Source organism: Marinifilum flexuosum, assembly GCF_003610555.1.
Classification (GTDB): Bacteria; Bacteroidota; Bacteroidia; order Bacteroidales; family Marinifilaceae; genus Marinifilum; species Marinifilum flexuosum.
Genome location: NZ_RAPQ01000009.1, coordinates 673,580 through 691,944 on the forward strand (window position 1 = coordinate 673,580; position 18,365 = coordinate 691,944).

15 protein-coding genes are annotated in these 18,365 nt (G+C 35.0%); 5 read left to right on the forward strand and 10 right to left on the reverse strand.

What is annotated here, in order from left to right; translation table 11 throughout:
• Positions 1 to 15 precede the first annotated feature (15 nt).
• Positions 16 to 3,084: an ATP-binding cassette domain-containing protein gene (locus tag BXY64_RS12745; protein ID WP_120240369.1), complete on the forward strand. Its 3,069-nt coding sequence runs from the start codon at positions 16 to 18 to the stop codon at positions 3,082 to 3,084.
• 75 nt (positions 3,085 to 3,159) lie between these two features.
• Here the strand turns inward: BXY64_RS12745 and BXY64_RS12750 are convergent, their stop codons facing one another.
• The 4 genes from BXY64_RS12750 to BXY64_RS12765 all read right to left on the reverse strand — a co-directional run bounded on the left by BXY64_RS12750 (position 3,160) and on the right by BXY64_RS12765 (position 7,167).
• Positions 3,160 to 3,540, reverse strand: coding sequence for a DUF1987 domain-containing protein (locus BXY64_RS12750; RefSeq protein WP_120240370.1), 381 nt, complete (start codon positions 3,538 to 3,540; stop codon positions 3,160 to 3,162).
• Positions 3,541 to 3,559: 19 nt separating this feature from the next.
• On the reverse strand, positions 3,560 to 4,099 hold the full coding sequence (locus tag BXY64_RS12755; protein ID WP_120240371.1) for a SiaB family protein kinase: 540 nt from the start codon (positions 4,097 to 4,099) through the stop codon (positions 3,560 to 3,562).
• 89 nt (positions 4,100 to 4,188) lie between these two features.
• Entirely contained in the window at positions 4,189 to 5,355 is a 1,167-nt protein-coding gene (locus tag BXY64_RS12760; protein WP_211334492.1) for a THUMP domain-containing class I SAM-dependent RNA methyltransferase, read from the reverse strand.
• Between the two features lie 198 nt (positions 5,356 to 5,553).
• Complete coding sequence (locus BXY64_RS12765; protein WP_120240373.1) at positions 5,554 to 7,167, reverse strand: S41 family peptidase; 1,614 nt, start codon at positions 7,165 to 7,167, stop codon at positions 5,554 to 5,556.
• Positions 7,168 to 7,272: 105 nt separating this feature from the next.
• Between BXY64_RS12765 and BXY64_RS12770 the strand changes: the two genes are divergently transcribed.
• On the forward strand, positions 7,273 to 8,010 hold the full coding sequence (locus BXY64_RS12770; protein WP_120240374.1) for an Hpt domain-containing protein: 738 nt from the start codon (positions 7,273 to 7,275) through the stop codon (positions 8,008 to 8,010).
• Between the two features lie 52 nt (positions 8,011 to 8,062).
• Here the strand turns inward: BXY64_RS12770 and guaA are convergent, their stop codons facing one another.
• The 5 genes from guaA to rpsA all read right to left on the reverse strand — a co-directional run bounded on the left by guaA (position 8,063) and on the right by rpsA (position 14,211).
• Positions 8,063 to 9,595: a glutamine-hydrolyzing GMP synthase gene (gene guaA / locus BXY64_RS12775; RefSeq protein WP_120240375.1), complete on the reverse strand. Its 1,533-nt coding sequence runs from the start codon at positions 9,593 to 9,595 to the stop codon at positions 8,063 to 8,065.
• A gap of 147 nt (positions 9,596 to 9,742) precedes the next feature.
• Positions 9,743 to 10,990 (reverse strand): C1 family peptidase, encoded by a 1,248-nt coding sequence (locus tag BXY64_RS12780; protein ID WP_120240376.1) that lies wholly within the window; start codon positions 10,988 to 10,990, stop codon positions 9,743 to 9,745.
• Positions 10,991 to 11,104: 114 nt separating this feature from the next.
• Positions 11,105 to 12,031, reverse strand: coding sequence for a ribonuclease Z (locus BXY64_RS12785; protein ID WP_120240531.1), 927 nt, complete (start codon positions 12,029 to 12,031; stop codon positions 11,105 to 11,107).
• A gap of 3 nt (positions 12,032 to 12,034) precedes the next feature.
• Entirely contained in the window at positions 12,035 to 12,394 is a 360-nt protein-coding gene (locus BXY64_RS12790) for an STAS domain-containing protein (RefSeq protein WP_120240377.1), read from the reverse strand.
• Between the two features lie 14 nt (positions 12,395 to 12,408).
• Positions 12,409 to 14,211, reverse strand: a complete 1,803-nt coding sequence (gene rpsA, locus BXY64_RS12795) for a 30S ribosomal protein S1 (protein ID WP_120240378.1) — start codon at positions 14,209 to 14,211, stop codon at positions 12,409 to 12,411.
• 307 nt (positions 14,212 to 14,518) lie between these two features.
• Between rpsA and BXY64_RS12800 the strand changes: the two genes are divergently transcribed.
• Positions 14,519 to 15,091 carry a PhnA domain-containing protein gene (locus tag BXY64_RS12800; RefSeq protein ID WP_120240379.1) on the forward strand — a complete coding sequence of 191 codons (573 nt, stop codon included), beginning with the start codon at positions 14,519 to 14,521 and terminating at the stop codon, positions 15,089 to 15,091.
• Positions 15,092 to 15,156: 65 nt separating this feature from the next.
• Here BXY64_RS12800 and BXY64_RS12805 read toward each other — a convergent pair whose 3' ends face one another.
• Positions 15,157 to 15,561: a hypothetical protein gene (locus BXY64_RS12805; protein WP_120240380.1), complete on the reverse strand. Its 405-nt coding sequence runs from the start codon at positions 15,559 to 15,561 to the stop codon at positions 15,157 to 15,159.
• A 395-nt stretch (positions 15,562 to 15,956) separates the two neighbouring features.
• Here BXY64_RS12805 and BXY64_RS12810 point away from each other — a divergent pair, with 395 nt between their 5' ends.
• Positions 15,957 to 17,306, forward strand: a complete 1,350-nt coding sequence (locus tag BXY64_RS12810; RefSeq protein WP_120240381.1) for a UDP-glucose dehydrogenase family protein — start codon at positions 15,957 to 15,959, stop codon at positions 17,304 to 17,306.
• A 69-nt stretch (positions 17,307 to 17,375) separates the two neighbouring features.
• The gene (locus BXY64_RS12815; RefSeq protein ID WP_120240382.1) at positions 17,376 to 18,320 is read left to right on the forward strand and encodes a UDP-glucuronic acid decarboxylase family protein; all 945 of its coding nucleotides are present in this window, start codon (positions 17,376 to 17,378) and stop codon (positions 18,318 to 18,320) included.
• Positions 18,321 to 18,365 lie beyond the last annotated feature (45 nt).

Consider the following 18,365-nt stretch of genomic DNA (forward strand, 5'->3'; position numbering starts at 1 on the left):
TAACCCTACCATTCCATGAGCGAACGAATACTAAAAGCTTTAATGCAACTCTTTGCTATCATTGCGCACCCACAAAGTTCCGCAACCGATAGGCGTAGAATGGTATCTAAATATTTGAAGCAACATCTTGATCAGGAAACGGCAGAAGAATATTTAGTTCTTTACGATCAGCACTACGAAGAAAATCAAAGAAGAACAACCAGAAAATCAAAAATTAAAAAATACACTTCGGCAAGTTCAGTTCGTGTTTTACGCATTTGTACTGAAATTAACGAAGAATTAATAATCAGACAAAAGGTTGTTGTACTCATTCAACTTCTTGAATTTTTAAATTTTGAAGATGAAATTAGTGCACAGGAGTTTGCTTTTATCGAAACTGTAGCTGATACATTTAATCTACCTAGGGAAGGTTATGAAAGACTTCGCAACTTTGTACTTAATGATTTTTCGGAGATTAACCCATCCAGTAGGTTACTTACAATAAGTAACTCTGAATCGAACCATGAAATTGGGGAACATTACTATTCGGCTGGGTTAATTGGTAAAATCAAGATTCTTAGATTACAAACAGTGGATATGTTTGTAATGCGATTCAAAGGAATCGATGAATTATTCATGAATGGACAATCGTTAAACCCAGAACGAGTTCATGTATTAAGTCAAGGATCATCCATTCGTAATCCTAAAATCGATCCCATTTACTTTGGCGATATTGTAAGTACATTTTATCGTGACAACAAACAAAAAAGAGTAGTTTTTGAAGCTCAAAATATCGAATATCGATTCAAAGAGGATAATATTGGTGTGCATGATCTTTCGTTCAAAGAAGAGTCAGGCAAAATGGTTGGAATTATCGGATCGAGTGGTGCTGGTAAAACTACACTGTTAAACGTTTTAAACGGATCTGCCCAACCAAGTAAAGGAAATGTTGTAATCAACGGTTATGATATTACTCCAGATAAATCGAAACTTGAAGGTGTTATTGGGCATGTATCACAGGATGACTTACTTATTGAATCGCTTACCGTTTTCGAAAACCTATACTTTAATGCTAAACTTTGTTTCGACAAATACAGCAGTTTTCAATTAATAAGACTGGTTTTAAAACTTCTAAAAGATTTGGGCTTATATGAGGCTCGTAATTTAAAAGTAGGAAATCCTTTAGATAAAAAAATTAGTGGTGGACAACGCAAAAGATTGAACATTGCTCTGGAACTAATTCGTGAGCCTTCCGTTTTATTTCTTGATGAACCAACATCTGGTTTATCATCAAGAGATTCAGCTAAAATTATGGATTTGCTGAAAAATCTAGCATTAAAAGGCAAATTAATCTTTGTTGTAATTCATCAACCAGCTTCGGATATTTTTAAAATGTTCGATCGTTTATTGATCTTGGATACTGGTGGATACCTTATTTTTAATGGAAATCCTTTAGATGCCATTACCTATTTTAAATCACAAACTTTAAGAGCAAATCGTACTGAAAGTGAATGTAATTCTTGCGGTAATGTTGATGCAGATCAGATTTTTAACATTGTTGAATCGGAAGTTCTCGATGAATATGGCAATCCTACTCAAATAAGAAAAGTTTCACCCATTCAATGGTATCAAAGATTTAAAGACCACAATAAGAATGGCAAAGACATAGAGGACACAAAAGAGTTGCCGCCTGTTAGCTTTAAAATCCCTTCTGCACTAAAACAATTTTGGGTATTTACCAAGCGAGATATAATTTCAAAATTTGCCAATCGCCAATATCTGTTTATTAACCTGTTCGAGACGCCTCTTTTGGCATTAATTCTATCGTACATTATCAAATATTATAATGTAGATGCAGGAAATGAGCTTGGTTACACTTTTAGCAACAATAGCAACATGCCAGTTTACCTGTTCATGGCAGTTATTGTAGCTCTATTTATTGGCTTAACCTTAAGTGCCGAGGAAATCATAAAGGATAGAAAAATACTGAAAAGAGAACGCTTCTTAAATCTCAGTAAATCTGGATATTTGATATCGAAAATTGTCATTCTATTTACAATTTCTGCTTTTCAAGCATTCTTATTCACCTTTATAGGCAATTCTATACTGGAAATCAAAGGAATGTTTTTTGAATATTGGCTTGCCTTATTCAGTGCCTGGTGTTTTGCAAACATGCTAGGTTTAATTATATCTGATAGCTTTAAAACTGTAATTACAATTTATATCCTAATTCCATTTATACTGATTCCTCAGCTGATACTTAGTGGTATAATTGTGAAATTCGATAAATTAAACCCCAACATTTCTGCTCCAAACTCTATTCCATGGTATGGAGAAATAATTACAGCTCGTTGGGCTTATGAAGCATTGGCTGTAAAACAGTTTAAGGATAATCAATTTAATGCCAATTTCTACGTTTACGAGAAGTTAATGAGCAAAGCTGACTATCGTAAAAATTATTGGCTACCTATCCTTAAAAACAAATTAAACGAGTGTGAAAGATATTTAAACCAACCCGATAAGCTTGAAAAATTAGAATCTAATTTGGTTTTATTGAGAAATGAATTATCTCTGGAGGATTTAGAAAAATTGGCCTTCGATTTTGAAAGAATGGATTACCTATCCCCAATCAAATTAGATGATTTGACGATTAAAAATTTACGTACCTATTTCGACAAACTGAATCGATACTACATTAATTTGTATAATGTTTCGAACCAAAAAAAGGATGAACATTTGGTTGAAATTCAGAAACAATACGATAACAAACAAGAGTTTGTTAAAATGAAAAAGGAATACTCAAATGAAAGGTTAACCGAATTTGTACGTAACAGTAATGATATTGAAAGGATCATAGAATATAACGATAGATTGTACCAAAAAATAGATCCGATTTATCGAGATCCTGAGTGCAAATTTCTAAAAGCACATTTTTATGCACCACAAAAGTGCCTATTTGGTAAGTACTACGATACTTATTGGGTGAACATTATTGTAATTTGGTGTTCAAGTATAGGTCTTTACCTTGTATTGTATTTTGGGCTGCTTAAAAAAGCTTTAGGTATTTTCGAACAACGCATTAAGAAAAGGAGTTACAATTCATAGACACCTGAATTGGATAACACAAAAAAACTGCAACCTATTAGATTGCAGTTTTTTATTATCTAGTTATATAACGATTTATTCATCCTCCTCAACCATATTGAAAGGAATCTTCACAATTGACTGATAATCTTCACCAGCTTCCAACATGTCCTCATCATCCACTTCGTAATGCCAGTTAATGATCACTCTTTTCCCTCGTTTAAAAATGGTTTCCAATTTCTTAAATATATCCAATATACATTTCGACGAACTGGTGTTAAAATACTCTAACCTAATAGAAACTTTAGTTTCTTCCTGTGGCTCGTTTACATACGAATCCAGCCACTCCATTACAGGCTTATAAAAATCAAGCGAGTTTTCTGGAATTGAACGACCTTCAATTAAAAAAGCTCCTTTTTCTCCATCAAAATTAATACTCGGAGTTTTTGGGCTACCTTCTAAAACTAGTGAATTCATGGAAGTTATACTTTAAGTTTTATATTACAACATCAATAGAAAGGAATAAATAGTCGGTATTATAATCAATAAATTGATATTCCATATTATTACCACTCTTCCGAGCAATCTCTACCATTCCTAAACCGCCTCCTCCTTTTTCGGAGAATTGCTCATTATTTAATATGATTCTATATAAATTTCGAGTTTCCTCCGACGACAAAGTATTGATCTGGTCAATTCTATCTCGAATTAATTTAAGGCCTTCAATTTTTATGAAATTACCTACGCTAATGCGATACTGCATTCCTTCGTCTCTTAAAATAAGTACCCCGAATTTATTGTAATCGACATTCAAATTAGCTGGAACCTCCCCATGATGATGAAGATTTTGCACCAGTTCTATTAAGACATTAAAAATTTTCTTGAATATCTTTGGAGATTCATCCTTTGCCTTAAGAATTCTCTCAATCGAATTTAGAATTCGAGTAACATCCTCATCATCAATTCTGCCTTTGTAATCAAAAATAGCATCTTCATCTATTTTTTCTTCATACCATTGGTTAAGGTCAAAACTCATAAATATTAGGGTTAGGGTTACTCAATAACAAAATTAGCAAATTATCTCAGAGTTAAAAGTGAAGCAGGATCAAATTTCCTGCTTAGCTCTTATTTATCTTTTTTATAATTATCCTTCTTTTTACCTTCGAACATAGAATATTTCTGGAATTTACATTCTAGTGCACCATTATAAAGAGTAATTTTTCTTGAAGGACGCAATCCCACACTATCGAAACATTCTTTACCATAGCTTAAAATCCAAGCATCATAACCCGGAAAATTGTGCTTTAATCTTTCTCCAATCATTGCATACAATCCTTCTAAATCTTTTGGTCTTAAACGCTCACCGTAAGGTGGGTTAGTAATCAAAAGTCCTTTTTCAACGGGTGGTACAAACTGTTGGAATGGAGTAACATTCAATTTAATTTTTCTTCTCAAACCTGCATTACGGATATTTTCTTCTGCAATTTCCATTGCTTTATCAGAAATATCAGCTCCTATAATTTTGCCTTCGTAATCAACTTCAGTTTCTTCATTGTAGATATCATCCCACAAATCCTCATCGAAATCTTTCCATTTTTGGAATCCAAACTCTTTACGATACAATCCTGGAGGAATATTGTACGCGATCAGTGCAGCTTCTATCAAAATGGTTCCCGATCCACACATTGGGTCAATGAAATTAGATTTCTTATCCCAATCAGAAAGTAAAATTAAACCAGCTGCCAACACTTCATTAAGTGGAGCCGCAGTTTCTCCTACACGGTATCCTCTTTTGTGTAGAGATTCTCCCGAACTATCTAATGAAACTGTACAAGTATTTCTATCAATATGAATGTTAATACGTAATGTTGGATTCATCATTCTTACCGAAGGGCGATCACCTGTAGCATAAAAGAATTGATCTACAATAGCATCTTTTACACGGTAAGTAACAAATTTTGAGTGTTTAAAGTCATCCGAACTAATTGTGCTATCAATCGCAATGGTATCTTTATTACCAATATACTCACTCCAGTCAACTTCCTGAATTCCTTTATACAATTCGTCGGTATCGTGAGCTGTAAATTTGTGAATTGGCTTAATAACTCGGGTTGCTGTTCTCAAATGCAAGTTTGCTTTATATAGCAAAGTTTTATCACCCACAAAGCTCACCGCACGTTTTAAAATTCTAATCTCCTCTGCGCCTAATTTTTCCAATTCATTAGACAATACTTCCTCTAAACCATGAAAGGTTTTTGCAATTAATCTGAATTTACCCGAGTCTGTTTTCACAACCATCTTTTTAAATCTACGTCTAAACTATTTCAATTATCAAATCAACGAAAACGTCTCTTCTTAACAAATTTAAAGAACTTGTCTTTGATTCGATTTTCGGCTACAAAATTAATCTTTAACACCTAAAAACATAGGCTTTTAATCAGATATTCAAAAAAAAAGCCGAAAGCAATGCTTTCGGCTCATAATCAGCAATTACTCACTAATCAATTCAGTATCGTATAATTTAGGATTTTTGAGTACCTCTATGGCTTTTTGAACAAATTCATTCTCACTATTCACTATTTTATAGTACTCTGCACTTTCCCATAAATCTCTTGCTAGCAATGCCTTTACATGCAACTTTATATCGTCCACTACCGCATTGTAATCCTCTTCATTTTTTTCAATTCCTTCTTTTTCTCCCAAAGCAACAATTTCTTTCATCATTTCATCACTTACTTCGAAATTTTTCGAGAAAGAATCAAATTTTGGATACTTCTTTCGTAAAGATTCCAGGTTTTTATCCATATAATTCACCACATATGGGTAAATAACATTCTTGCGAACCAATAAGTTGAAATATTTATAGTTTGCAGTAGTGTCAATAGGAACAAAAATATCAGGCATTATACCACCACCACCATACACTGTTCTTTTATTAACAAGAGTATTGTATTTTAAAGAATCAGGAAAATGAATACTATCAGCATTAATCATTTCTCCAGATTTGTATCGCTTCAGGATATCCAAATGATAATCTTCTAAACCATTTTCATATGGTTTTTGAATACATCTTCCTGTTGGAGTATAATAATGTGCAGTTGTTAATCGAATCATCGAACCATCAGAAAGAGGAAATTGTCTTTGTACCAATCCTTTTCCAAAAGTTCTACGACCAATAATCACTCCTCTATCCCAATCTTGAACAGCTCCAGACACAATTTCAGAAGCCGAAGCAGATCCTTCATCCAAAAGAATTACAATTCTTCCTTCTTTGAAAATCCCTTTCTGGGTAGAAATATTCTCTCTTCTAGGGGTTGATAAACCTTTGGTATATACAATAAGCTTTTCTGCATCCATAAACTGATCAACCATTTCAATGGCAGCGGTCATAAATCCTCCTCCATTGCCTCGTAAATCGAGAATCAGATCTTTCATTTTTTGAGCTTTTAACTTGCTTAAAGCCTCTAAAAATTCATCGGAAGTTGTGAGGGCAAATCGGTTTAATTTCATGTAACCAATTTGTTTGTTAATCATATATGCCGCATCCAAACTATGAATTGGAATTTTATCACGAGTAATCACAAACTCAAGTAACTCCTTTTCTTTCTTTCTCTTTACTTTCAAATTTACAATGGTTCCCTTCTCACCTCTCAAACGCTTATGTACATCAGTATTTTTCATACCAATTGCGGCAACATTTTCATTATCAATCTCTATAATTCTATCACCAGCACGAAGTCCAACCTTTTCTGATGGTCCACCAGGAATGGTTGCTACTACCATTAGGGTATCACGCAACAAGTTAAATTGAATTCCAATACCACTAAAACTTCCTTGCAAGGCTTCATTCATTTCTTTAATCTCATCCTTGCTAATATAGATAGAGTGAGGATCAAGTTCAGCCAAAACCTTTACAATTGCATCCTCAGTTAATTTCTCAACATTTACAGTATCCACATAAAATGCATCCACCAAGGCCAATAAATTCTGATATTTAATTGCTTGATGTTTTACCGATTGAGCATTAAGCGTTCCACAAATTGCAAAAACACTTAAGAATAAAAGTGTAAAGCCATTCCTCAATTTTTTTTTCAAACTACTCATATAAATTATGCTTTTTAATAAATTTTCCGCAAATTGATTGTACTTTACAGAACTTGACGAAAGATACAATCTTTTTAAGAAATACGGGCATTGAATTCTACAAACATGAAACATAAAGCCAATATATTACTGCTTGGATTTACTTATTCATTAAGTATTGAATCGCTGCCTGGAATTAATTTTTCTAAATGTAATTCACTTGATGAGTTAACCGAACTACTTCTCTCAAATGAATACAAACTAATTATCTCTAAATTTAAACTTGGCGATAAAACTGCCTTAGATCTAAATGAAACTTTAGAGTCTTTAAAAACTTATTTTGCTGATTCAACAGCAAATTCATTCAAATTACTTGTTTTAACCTCAACCGAAGAAGAGGATAATATTTGTAAGGTAAATAAACTTTTGTATTTCCCAGAGGAAATGAATCTAAAATCGTTAATCCTTAAATTAATTGATTTACCTCGCGAACCAAAAAAGACAGACAAAGATCTTGCCATTATCGATTTCAATGAACTTTTTATCCGGGTTGATAACAATAGAGCCTTTATTAAAGAGGTTATTGAAAAATTCTTTAGCATCAAAGAATCCAGGATATCAGAAATTTTGGTTCCCCTGGAAAATGGAGATTATAAAAAAGCAAAAGATTCTGCTCACAAATTAAAAGGAGTTTTAGCCAACTTCTCAATGCTAGAGGCAAAAGCAACGATTATTGAATTGGAACAAATAATACTCTCTGAAGACTTGGTGAAATCACTAAACAAATTGAAGGAATTAAATGATAAAATTGATCTTGCAAAAGAGTTCTATTTGTCAAATCAGGATCAATTCGAAACCACATAAAAAAACGGTAGCACTTTTAAAGTACCACCGCTATATCTTGTTTTCAACAAATTTATTCCCACTCAATAGTTGCAGGTGGCTTAGAGCTTACATCGTAAACAACTCTATTAACACCTTTCACATTATTGATGATTTTGTTAGAAGTTTTTGCAAGAAACTCATATGGTAAATGTGACCAGTCTGCTGTCATACCATCAGTAGAACCAACAGCACGAAGAGCAACAACGCTTTCATAGGTACGCTCATCTCCCATTACACCAACCGATTGAACAGGCAATAACATAGCACCTGCTTGCCAAACTTCGTCATACAATCCATCTTCTTTCAAACCTGAAATGAAAATGTCATCAACTTCTTGAAGAATTCTCACTTTTTCAGCGGTAATATCACCAAGAATACGAATACCTAATCCTGGTCCTGGGAATGGATGACGATTAATAAACTTATCTTCTAATCCCATGCTACGACCTACTCTTCGAACCTCATCTTTAAACAAAAGTTTTAAAGGCTCAACTACCTTAAGCTTCATATAATCTGGTAAACCACCTACATTATGGTGTGACTTAATGGTTTGAGAAGGACCTCCTGTAACAGAAACTGATTCGATTACATCAGGGTAAATTGTTCCCTGACCTAACCATTTTGCATTTTCTATTTTATGTGATTCTTCATCGAATACTTCCACAAATGCATTACCAATAATCTTACGCTTCTTTTCTGGATCAGTAACACCAGCCAAAGCAGAAATAAACTTCTCTCCTGCATCAACACCAGTTACATTTAAACCTAGAGATTCGTATTTCTTCAATACATCAGTAAACTCATTCTTACGCAAAAGTCCATTGTCAACGAAAATACAATAAAGGTTTTTACCAATCGCCTTATGCAACAACATAGCTGCAACAGTTGAGTCAACACCACCTGATAATCCTAGAATTACACGCTCGTCACCCAATTGAGCTTTTAACTCTGCAACTGTAGTTTCAACAAATGCATCTGGAGTCCAATCCTGTGAACATCCACAAATGCCAACAATAAAGTTCTCTAATAAAACAATACCTTCTGTACTGTGATAAACCTCCGGATGGAATTGAATACCATAAGTCGTTTCACCTTCAATTGCAAAAGCAGCATTTTCCACATCAGCGGTACTTGCTGTTACTTTATAATTTGCAGGCATTCTTTCAATGGTATCACCATGCGACATCCAAACCTGAGAATTCAAGCTAATTCCTTTTAAAAGAGCACAGCTATTATCAACCGAAGTTAAGTTAGCACGACCATATTCTCTTTTGTTTGATGCCATTACTTCACCACCAAAGCAATGAGCCAAATGCTGAGCACCATAACAAACTCCAAGAAGTGGTAACTTGCCTTTTATTTCTGATAAATCTGGAATTGGAGCTTTTTCGTCTCTAACTGAGAACGGACTTCCTGATAAAATCACCCCCTTAATCGACTCATCGATTGCCGGTGGATTATTATAAGGATGAATTTCACAATACACGTTTAATTCACGAACACGTCTTGCAATTAACTGAGTGTACTGTGAGCCAAAATCTAAAATCAGAATTTTTTCCTGCATAAACTTACAAATTGAGGGTTGTTCAGTAATCTTATTTGGCGTACAAAGATACACAAATTTGTGACTTTAAAACGCCTTTATTAAGAATTCAAAAAACAAGTCTGCAATAAAAAAAGAACCCCCGAGGAATTCCTCAGGGGCTGCTCATTATTTGAATTTCTTAAGTAAATCTTTTACTGCATCTTTGTGAATGGTATATCCCATCATTTTCAGCTTCACATAGTCTTCATGGAAGAAATAATATCCAAACTCAGCTGAGTTTTCATCAATATTACGAGAACCAGAACTTGAATCCTTAATCAAATACCAATCTTTTCCTTCTTTGTCAACATAGTAACCTACCAAGTGCATACCATGATCATCAGTAGTAGATCCGTTAGAAAAACGGAACTGGCGAGCATCTTCGTTAATATATGCTGATGGAATATCAAAACTAGGTACCATTGCACAATTTGTTGTTCTTAAGAAACCAGCTTCCGAAACATCTCCACCAATACTCATGGTGTATCCTTTACGAATTGCTTTCTTAATTGACTCCATGTATTCGTCAAGAGGAACATTATAATACTCTTCAGAATGCCACCAGTTATCTGGCACTTTGTATTCAACTTGCTTCCAGTATGGCTCTTGCTTATAAGACAGAATTTCTACATAATCATCAGGATTAATTTTCAAATAATCTTTCAAATAAGTTTTAGGTGTATACTCCTTACCTTCTACAGTAAATTTTGTTGGAGGAGTTCCCAAATAATGATTCATGATCGATTTGATTGTAGCCAATGCTTCTTCTTCGTTCCATGCATTGCTTTTTTTCAAACCATTCAAGAATGCCATCATTTCAGTATACATTTTCTCATGAGTATGGAACTTTCTTCCATTCAACAATCCTGTGTAAGCCGATTGAGGACAAGCCCCATAAATCTTCCACATTCTTGCTACAGAGTTACCTTCAGCTCCTTGTCCAAATTGAGAATCACCACGTTCTTGTACAAAGCGACGAGCTTTTTCAATATACTCACAGTAAACTGTGTAAAGTTCCGAAATATCTACTTTCTTTTTGTGTAAACGATACACTTCTGATTCATAAAAAGAAGTAGTAGAAAAACACCAGCATGTTCCGGTATTTCCTTGAGAAATGGTTGGATATGCCCATTCTGTATGATCCTTATACAATTCAATTTTATTTGGAAGATCGTACGAACTCTGATCCATAAAGAATCTTTTATCAACAGCTTTCTTTTCAAGCTGAGCATCAACCATTCTAATATCTTTTAAGATAGAATTTTGATAATAACCTGGTTCATACTCTTTAAATTTAGATTTATCTTGTTTTTGTTGAGCAAAAACAGATGAACTTACAGCTACAGCCATAAGCACGATTAAAATCTTTTTCATGTTTGTTGGTTTTAGTGTCAAATTTAACAATAGAACTTAAGGTTTTCTATTTAAAGAAACCGTATTAATTCTTTCGAGATGCTAAATTATAAAAAAAGTTGATTGCTTTCTCCTTTAACGATTAAGTTCTATAGAGAACTTTTTACCATCTTCAGCCAAGTGAGTATTTTCGAAAACGGATTTTGCCTCTTTCAAGTGAGCATCCAATGTTTTAAATCGAGATGAGAAATGCCCAATGATTAACTTTTTAGCATTGGCTTCTTCAGCCATTTTAGCAGCCTGTTCTGCTGTAGAATGATAGGTAGCCTTTGCGAGCTTTGCCTCTGTTTTAAGAAAAGTTGCCTCATGATACAACAAATCCACATTTTCAAGAATAAGGATAATCTTCTTGTATGGAGCTGTATCAGTACAAAAAGCATAAGATCGTGTTGGAAAAGGATCTTTGGTTAATTTTTTATTCGGAATTACTTCGCCTTCTTCGGTTACAAAATCTTCTCCCATTTTTAAAGATTGGCGACAACGAATTGGAATATTGTAGAAATCTAACAAATCTGCAATCAATGTACGAGGTCTATCCTTCTCCTTAAATAAAAATCCGGCACAAGGCATTGCTCCATGCTTTAATGGGAAAGATTGAACAATTACTTTGTCATCTTCGAAAAGAGTTTGCGTTTCTTTTCCATAAATGGTGTGGAAGTAAATATTGTATTGCTTCTTGGTTTCAAGAAGCTCCAACTGGAATGTAATCAACCTCTCAAGCTTACTATGTCCATATATATGCAAGTCGGATTTTCGCCCTTGAAGAGCATAAGTAGAGAGTAATCCGATTAGGCCAAATATATGATCGCCATGAGTATGCGATATGAAGATATGGTTGATGCGACTCATTGGAACACGGAATCGCTTCATTTGAATCTGTGTACCTTCACCACAGTCAATTAAAAAGAACCGCTCAAGTACATTGAGCACTTGAGCGGTTGGATATCTTTTGGTTGTTGGTAAAGCAGAGTTACTGCCTAGAATAGTTACTTCAAATTTCACCAATTACTTGTTTAATTCAATTTGAGCTTTCATAGTAGAAACAGCCTCATCCATATTGTAAGCAATATTTAGAACCGAATCTAACTGTGAAATAGAAACTAATCTTTCAACAGCAGGCTGCAAGCCATACAGAACAAATGTTCCGTTTGCATTTTTACACAACCTATTCGCTACAAGAATTGCACTAAGACCAGAAGAATCACAATATGTACATGGAGTTAAATCCAAAAGGATATTTTTCTCACCATTTCCAGAAATTAAAACCAATTCCGATTTTAAAGCAGGAGCGATATGAGTATCCAACTTGTCTTTCAATACCTGTACTAAAGTGTATCCATCTTTCTTGTCAATCTTGAAGTCCATAGTTACCTTATTTTTTATTTTTCGTCTTTACCGCTTTCTAATTGCGATTTAAGAGCAGCTAATTCTGATATATCACCTAAGGTAGTCTTTTCTAGTGAATCTTTCACCTTTTTAACACCTTTTTTCGTTGATTTAGCAGCTTCTTTTTTCGCAGCAGTTTCTTCAGCTTTCTTCACATCTTCGAAAGTTCTTGAGTGTGAAAGGATAATTCTCTTAGCAGCTTTTGAGAATTCAATTACTTTGAATTGTAATTTCTCATCAACTTTAGCTTGAGCACCATCTTCTTTCACAAGGTGACGAGGAGTAGCGAATCCTTCAACACCGTAAGGAAGAGCGATAACAGCTCCTTTTTCGAATACTTCTACGATAGTACCTTCGTGGATAGAATCAGTTGTAAAGATTGTTTCGAATACATCCCATGGATTTTCTTCCAATTGCTTGTGACCTAAGCTTAATCTTCTGTTGTCCTTGTCGATTTCAAGAACTTTAACTTCGATTTCAGCACCAATTTGAGTGAACTCAGCTGGGTGCTTCACTTTCTTAGTCCAAGAAAGATCTGAGATGTGGATCAATCCGTCAACACCTTCTTCGATTTCTACGAATACACCGAAGTTAGTGAAGTTACGAACTTTAGCAGTATGCTTAGAGTTAACAGCATATTTAGTGTCAACCTCAGCCCATGGATCAGCTTTCAATTGCTTGATACCAAGAGACATTTTTCTCTCTTCACGATCCAAAGTTAAGATTTGAGCTTCTACTTCGTCTCCAACTTTCATGAAATCCTGAGCAGATCTTAGGTGCTGTGACCAAGACATTTCAGAAACGTGAATCAAACCTTCAACACCAGTAGCGATCTCAACGAATGCACCGTAGTCAGCCATAACAACTACCTTACCTTTAACAGTATCACCTACTTTCAACTCTGCATCAAGAGCATCCCATGGATGTGGAGTAAGTTGCTTAAGACCTAGAGCGATACGTTTCTTATCGTCATCGAAGTCAAGGATTACAACGTTCAATTTCTGATCAAGCTCAACAATTTCGCTTGGGTGAGTTACTCTACCCCAAGATAGGTCTGTAATGTGAATCAAACCGTCAACTCCACCCAAGTCGATGAATACACCGTACGAAGTGATGTTCTTAACAGTTCCTTCAAGAACCTGACCTTTTTCAAGCTTAGCAATAATTTCTTTCTTCTGTTGTTCAAGTTCAGCTTCGATAAGAGCTTTGTGAGAAACAACAACGTTTTTGAATTCGTGGTTGATTTTAACAACTTTGAACTCCATAGTTTTACCAACGTAAACATCGTAGTCGCGAATTGGCTTAACGTCGATCTGTGAACCTGGCAAGAAAGCCTCGATTCCGAATACGTCAACGATCATACCACCTTTTGTACGACATTTGATGTAACCTTTGATAATTTCGTCATTTTCAAGAGCCGAATTAACTCTATCCCATGAACGTAAAGCGCGAGCTTTTTTGTGAGAAAGAACTAACTGTCCTTTTTTGTCTTCTTGAGACTCAACGTAAACTTCAACAGTATCACCAACTGTTAATTCAGGATTATATCTGAATTCGTTTAAGCTTACAATACCGTCTGATTTGTAACCAATATTGATTACAACTTCTCTTTTGTTCAAAGAAATAACTGTACCATCAATTACTTCTTTTTCAGCAACTGTAGATAAAGTTTTATCATACATTGCTTCTAATTCGGTTCTCTTTTCACCTGCAAAACCATCTGCATTGGTGAAAGCATCCCAATCAAATTCTGCATCTGGTGCAGAATTGTCAACTTTTTTGTTTTCTTCAACCATGTGTTAAACTACTGATTTACTAATAAATTAGACATTATATATAAAATTCCGTGCAAAAGTATTAAATTATTCCGGAAGAATATACAAGTTACAACATTTTTTTTGCAAAATCTTGTAATAAAACATGCTCTTAGAGGGGAGTTGGCCTATTTAGAATGCGGCATTTAAATTATGAATTATAAATGATAAGTTGGGAATTTACATTGCAACACTATCTGTTTATTAAAACAATTTTTCTAATTTAAACTGGCATAATTTCATTTCTCCCTTACCTTTGCAGCAAATTTCGAAGAATAATCAAATAATAATGAGCTTAGAAAAAGAATTACAGTCACGCTCTTCGGTTTGCGAATTGTGTGGTGCCAGCGAAGGTTTAAAGCCATACGAAGTTGCTCCATCAAACGGATCTTCCGACCAACACATTTTGGTTTGCGGAACTTGCCACGAGCAAATGGAAGACAAAGATAAAATGGATGCCAACCACTGGCGTTGCTTAAACGATAGCATGTGGAGCACAGTTCCTGCTGTACAGGTAATGGCTTGGAGAATGTTGAACCGATTGAAAGCTGAAGGCTGGCCTCAAGATTTGTTGGATATGCTATACTTGGATGAAGAAACAATGACTTGGGCACAAGCAACAGGCGAAGGCGAAGAGGATGAAGACAAAGTAAAACACGTTGACAGCAATGGTGTAGAATTGCAAGCTGGCGATAGCGTGGTATTGATTAAAGATCTTAAAGTATCAGGTGCAGGATTTACAGCAAAACGTGGTACTGCAGTACGCCGTATCTCTTTGGTTGCCGACGACCCAACTCATATCGAAGGACGCGTAGAAGGACAACAAATCTACATTCTAACCAAGTATCTGAAGAAAATGTAATAATCGGCTTTTAGCGATTAACAAAAAACAGGAACTCTTATTGGGTTCCTGTTTTTTATATCATATTACCTACACTCTATCCTAATCCATCTTGTTCTAAAAACACTTATTGCTACAACAAGTATCATTAGTAATAAAGCCATAAATATTAACAAGACATTCTTCCAAAAATCGCCAACTTCATCCATAAAAACAAAAACACTCAGCAATGGTAAAATTGCAGGTAAAAAAGGCAATACCCTATTATAAAAAACTCTCCCACTCAATTCAATTTCATCACCCTCTTTCAGGTTAGATATATTTTCACTACCACACCAGCTAATTTTAGCACAAAGCTTTCCTGACGAATCAACTTCAAGTTCTTTTTCTTCTCCATTTTTTAACTCAGTAAGCTTTTTACCATTTAAGTAAATCCGATAAGGTAAATTCCTGTTTATCCTTTCAGCAGGACGTTTTAGAGTGATTTTCATTATTAATGATTTGATTTAGATTTTTAAAGGTAGTAAGCATTTTACTTAACAACAATTTTTCAATATAATCCTCATGACGATTAAATCCATACTTAATTATTCTTTTTCTGTGAAAAAGAATAAAAACAGTTGTCTTATTTCATATCGACAACAAACTTCAGCTTCTTTTTATTAATCACCCTAGCACCTCATCTCTAAAAACTCGTAAACATTCTCAACAATATAAATTTTAACTTTTTACAAGAAACTATTCTACAGATCTTCCGTAATAAAATAACATTAGCCGCTAAAGAGGCAAAAATGCTGCTTCTAAGAGACTATTACTTTAATTTATTTTGTTTTAATTTACGGGTAGAAAACTAAATCCGTAAGCAATCACTTAAAAAACTATCTATATGAACATTACTATTGTTGGTACAGGTTACGTTGGTCTTGTTTCGGGAACCTGTTTTGCAGAAACTGGTATTACCGTTACTTGTGTTGATGTTGATCAAAAGAAAATTGACAACCTAAACAAAGGCATTATTCCAATATACGAACCGGGATTAACTCCTATGGTTACTCGAAATATGGAAAAAGGCAGGTTGTCTTTCTCAACCAGTTTAAAAGATAGTATCACTGAAGCCGATGCGGTGTTTATTGCTGTAGGTACACCTCCTGACGAAGATGGTAGTGCTGATTTGCAATACGTACTTGGAGTTGCCCGAGAAATTGGTAAGCATGCACAACACTATATGGTAGTGGTAACCAAAAGTACTGTACCAATTGGCACTGCTAAAAAAGTTAAAGCAGCCGTTCAGGATGAACTAGACAAAAGAAATTCGGATTTAACTTTTGACGTAGCTTCGAATCCTGAATTCTTGAAAGAAGGTGCTGCAATAGATGATTTCTTGAAGCCTGATCGCGTAGTAATTGGCACAGAATCGGAGAAAGCACAGAAGGCAATGAAGCGATTGTACAAGCCATTCTTAATGAACAATCACCCTGTAATTTTTATGGATATTCCATCTGCCGAGATGACCAAATATGCAGCCAATTCGATGCTGGCTACAAAAATCTCATTCATGAATGATATCGCAAACCTATGCGAAATTGTTGGCGCCGATGTAAACAATGTTCGTAAGGGTATTGGTTCGGATTCTCGTATTGGAAATAAATTTATTTACCCGGGAACCGGTTACGGTGGATCTTGTTTTCCTAAAGATGTCCAGGCACTGGTTAAAACATCTGAACAGATGGGGCATCCACTTGAAATCCTTAAATCGGTTGAATTGGTTAACAACCGTCAAAAAAGCGTACTTTACAAGAAGATAATGTCTCATTTCAATGGAGATATTAAAGGCAAAAGATTTGGTATTTGGGGATTATCCTTTAAACCAAACACCGATGATATGCGCGAAGCTCCTGCATTGGTAGTTATAGATAAGCTTCTTAAAGAAGGTGCTGAAATTGTTGCCTACGACCCTGTTGCAATGGAAGAGTGCGAAAGAAGAATTGGCGATTCAGTTCAATATGCAAAAGATCAGTACGAAGCATTAATTGATGCTGATGCTCTTATTGTAATCACCGAGTGGAACGAATTTAAAGTTCCTAACTTCCGCGTAATGGAGAAATTATTAAAGAACAAGATCATTTTCGACGGACGTAACATTTACGACATCGAGGAAATGAAGGACAATGAATACACCTACTACTCTATCGGTAGAGAAGTTATTGGCGTGGAAGATAAAGTTCTTGCTAAATAATTAAATTAATCATTAATTTTACAACATCAATTCCTCCCAAATTCTTGGGAGGAATTTAACTATACACACATGAAACGAGTACTAGTTACCGGAGGTGCAGGATTCATTGGATCTCACCTATGCGAGCGCCTTCTTAAGGAAGGAAATGATGTAATTTGCCTTGACAACTACTTTACCGGCTCGAAAAAAAACATTGCTCATCTTCTTGATAATCCTTACTTTGAATTGGTACGTCACGACGTAACGGCTCCCTACTTTGCCGAGGTCGATGAAATTTACAATTTGGCTTGTCCGGCATCACCAGTTCATTACCAATACAACCCAATAAAAACCATTAAAACTTCGGTTATGGGCGCCATTAACATGCTGGGATTGGCCAAGCGTGTTAAGGCAAGAATTCTGCAGGCATCTACCAGTGAAGTTTACGGTGATCCTGAAATTCACCCACAAACAGAAGATTATTGGGGTAATGTAAATCCAATAGGTATTCGTTCGTGCTACGATGAAGGAAAACGTTGTGCCGAAACTTTATTTATGGATTATCACAACCAAAATAATGTTGACATTAAAATCATACGTATTTTCAATACTTATGGTCCAAATATGAATCCTGATGATGGACGTGTGGTATCGAACTTTATTGTGCAGGCTTTGCAAAACGAAGACATTACCATTTTTGGGGATGGATCGCAAACCAGAAGCTTCCAGTATGTTGATGATTTGGTAGAAGGCATGTCGAGAATGATGCAAACCCGTCATAACTTTACTGGACCAGTTAACATTGGAAATCCAAATGAGTTTACCATTCTGGAATTGGCTCAAAATGTAATCGAATTAACCAATTCAAAATCTAAAATCATTAACCTACCTTTGCCACAGGATGACCCTACGCAAAGACAACCAGACATTAGTCTTGCCAAAAAGGAATTAGACAATTGGGAACCAAAGATTCAATTAAGAGAAGGATTGCAAAAAACCATCACTTATTTTGATACTCTTTTAAAAGATCAATAATACAATTAAATAGAACGGCCAAAAATAAAGAATGCCTAAGCATTT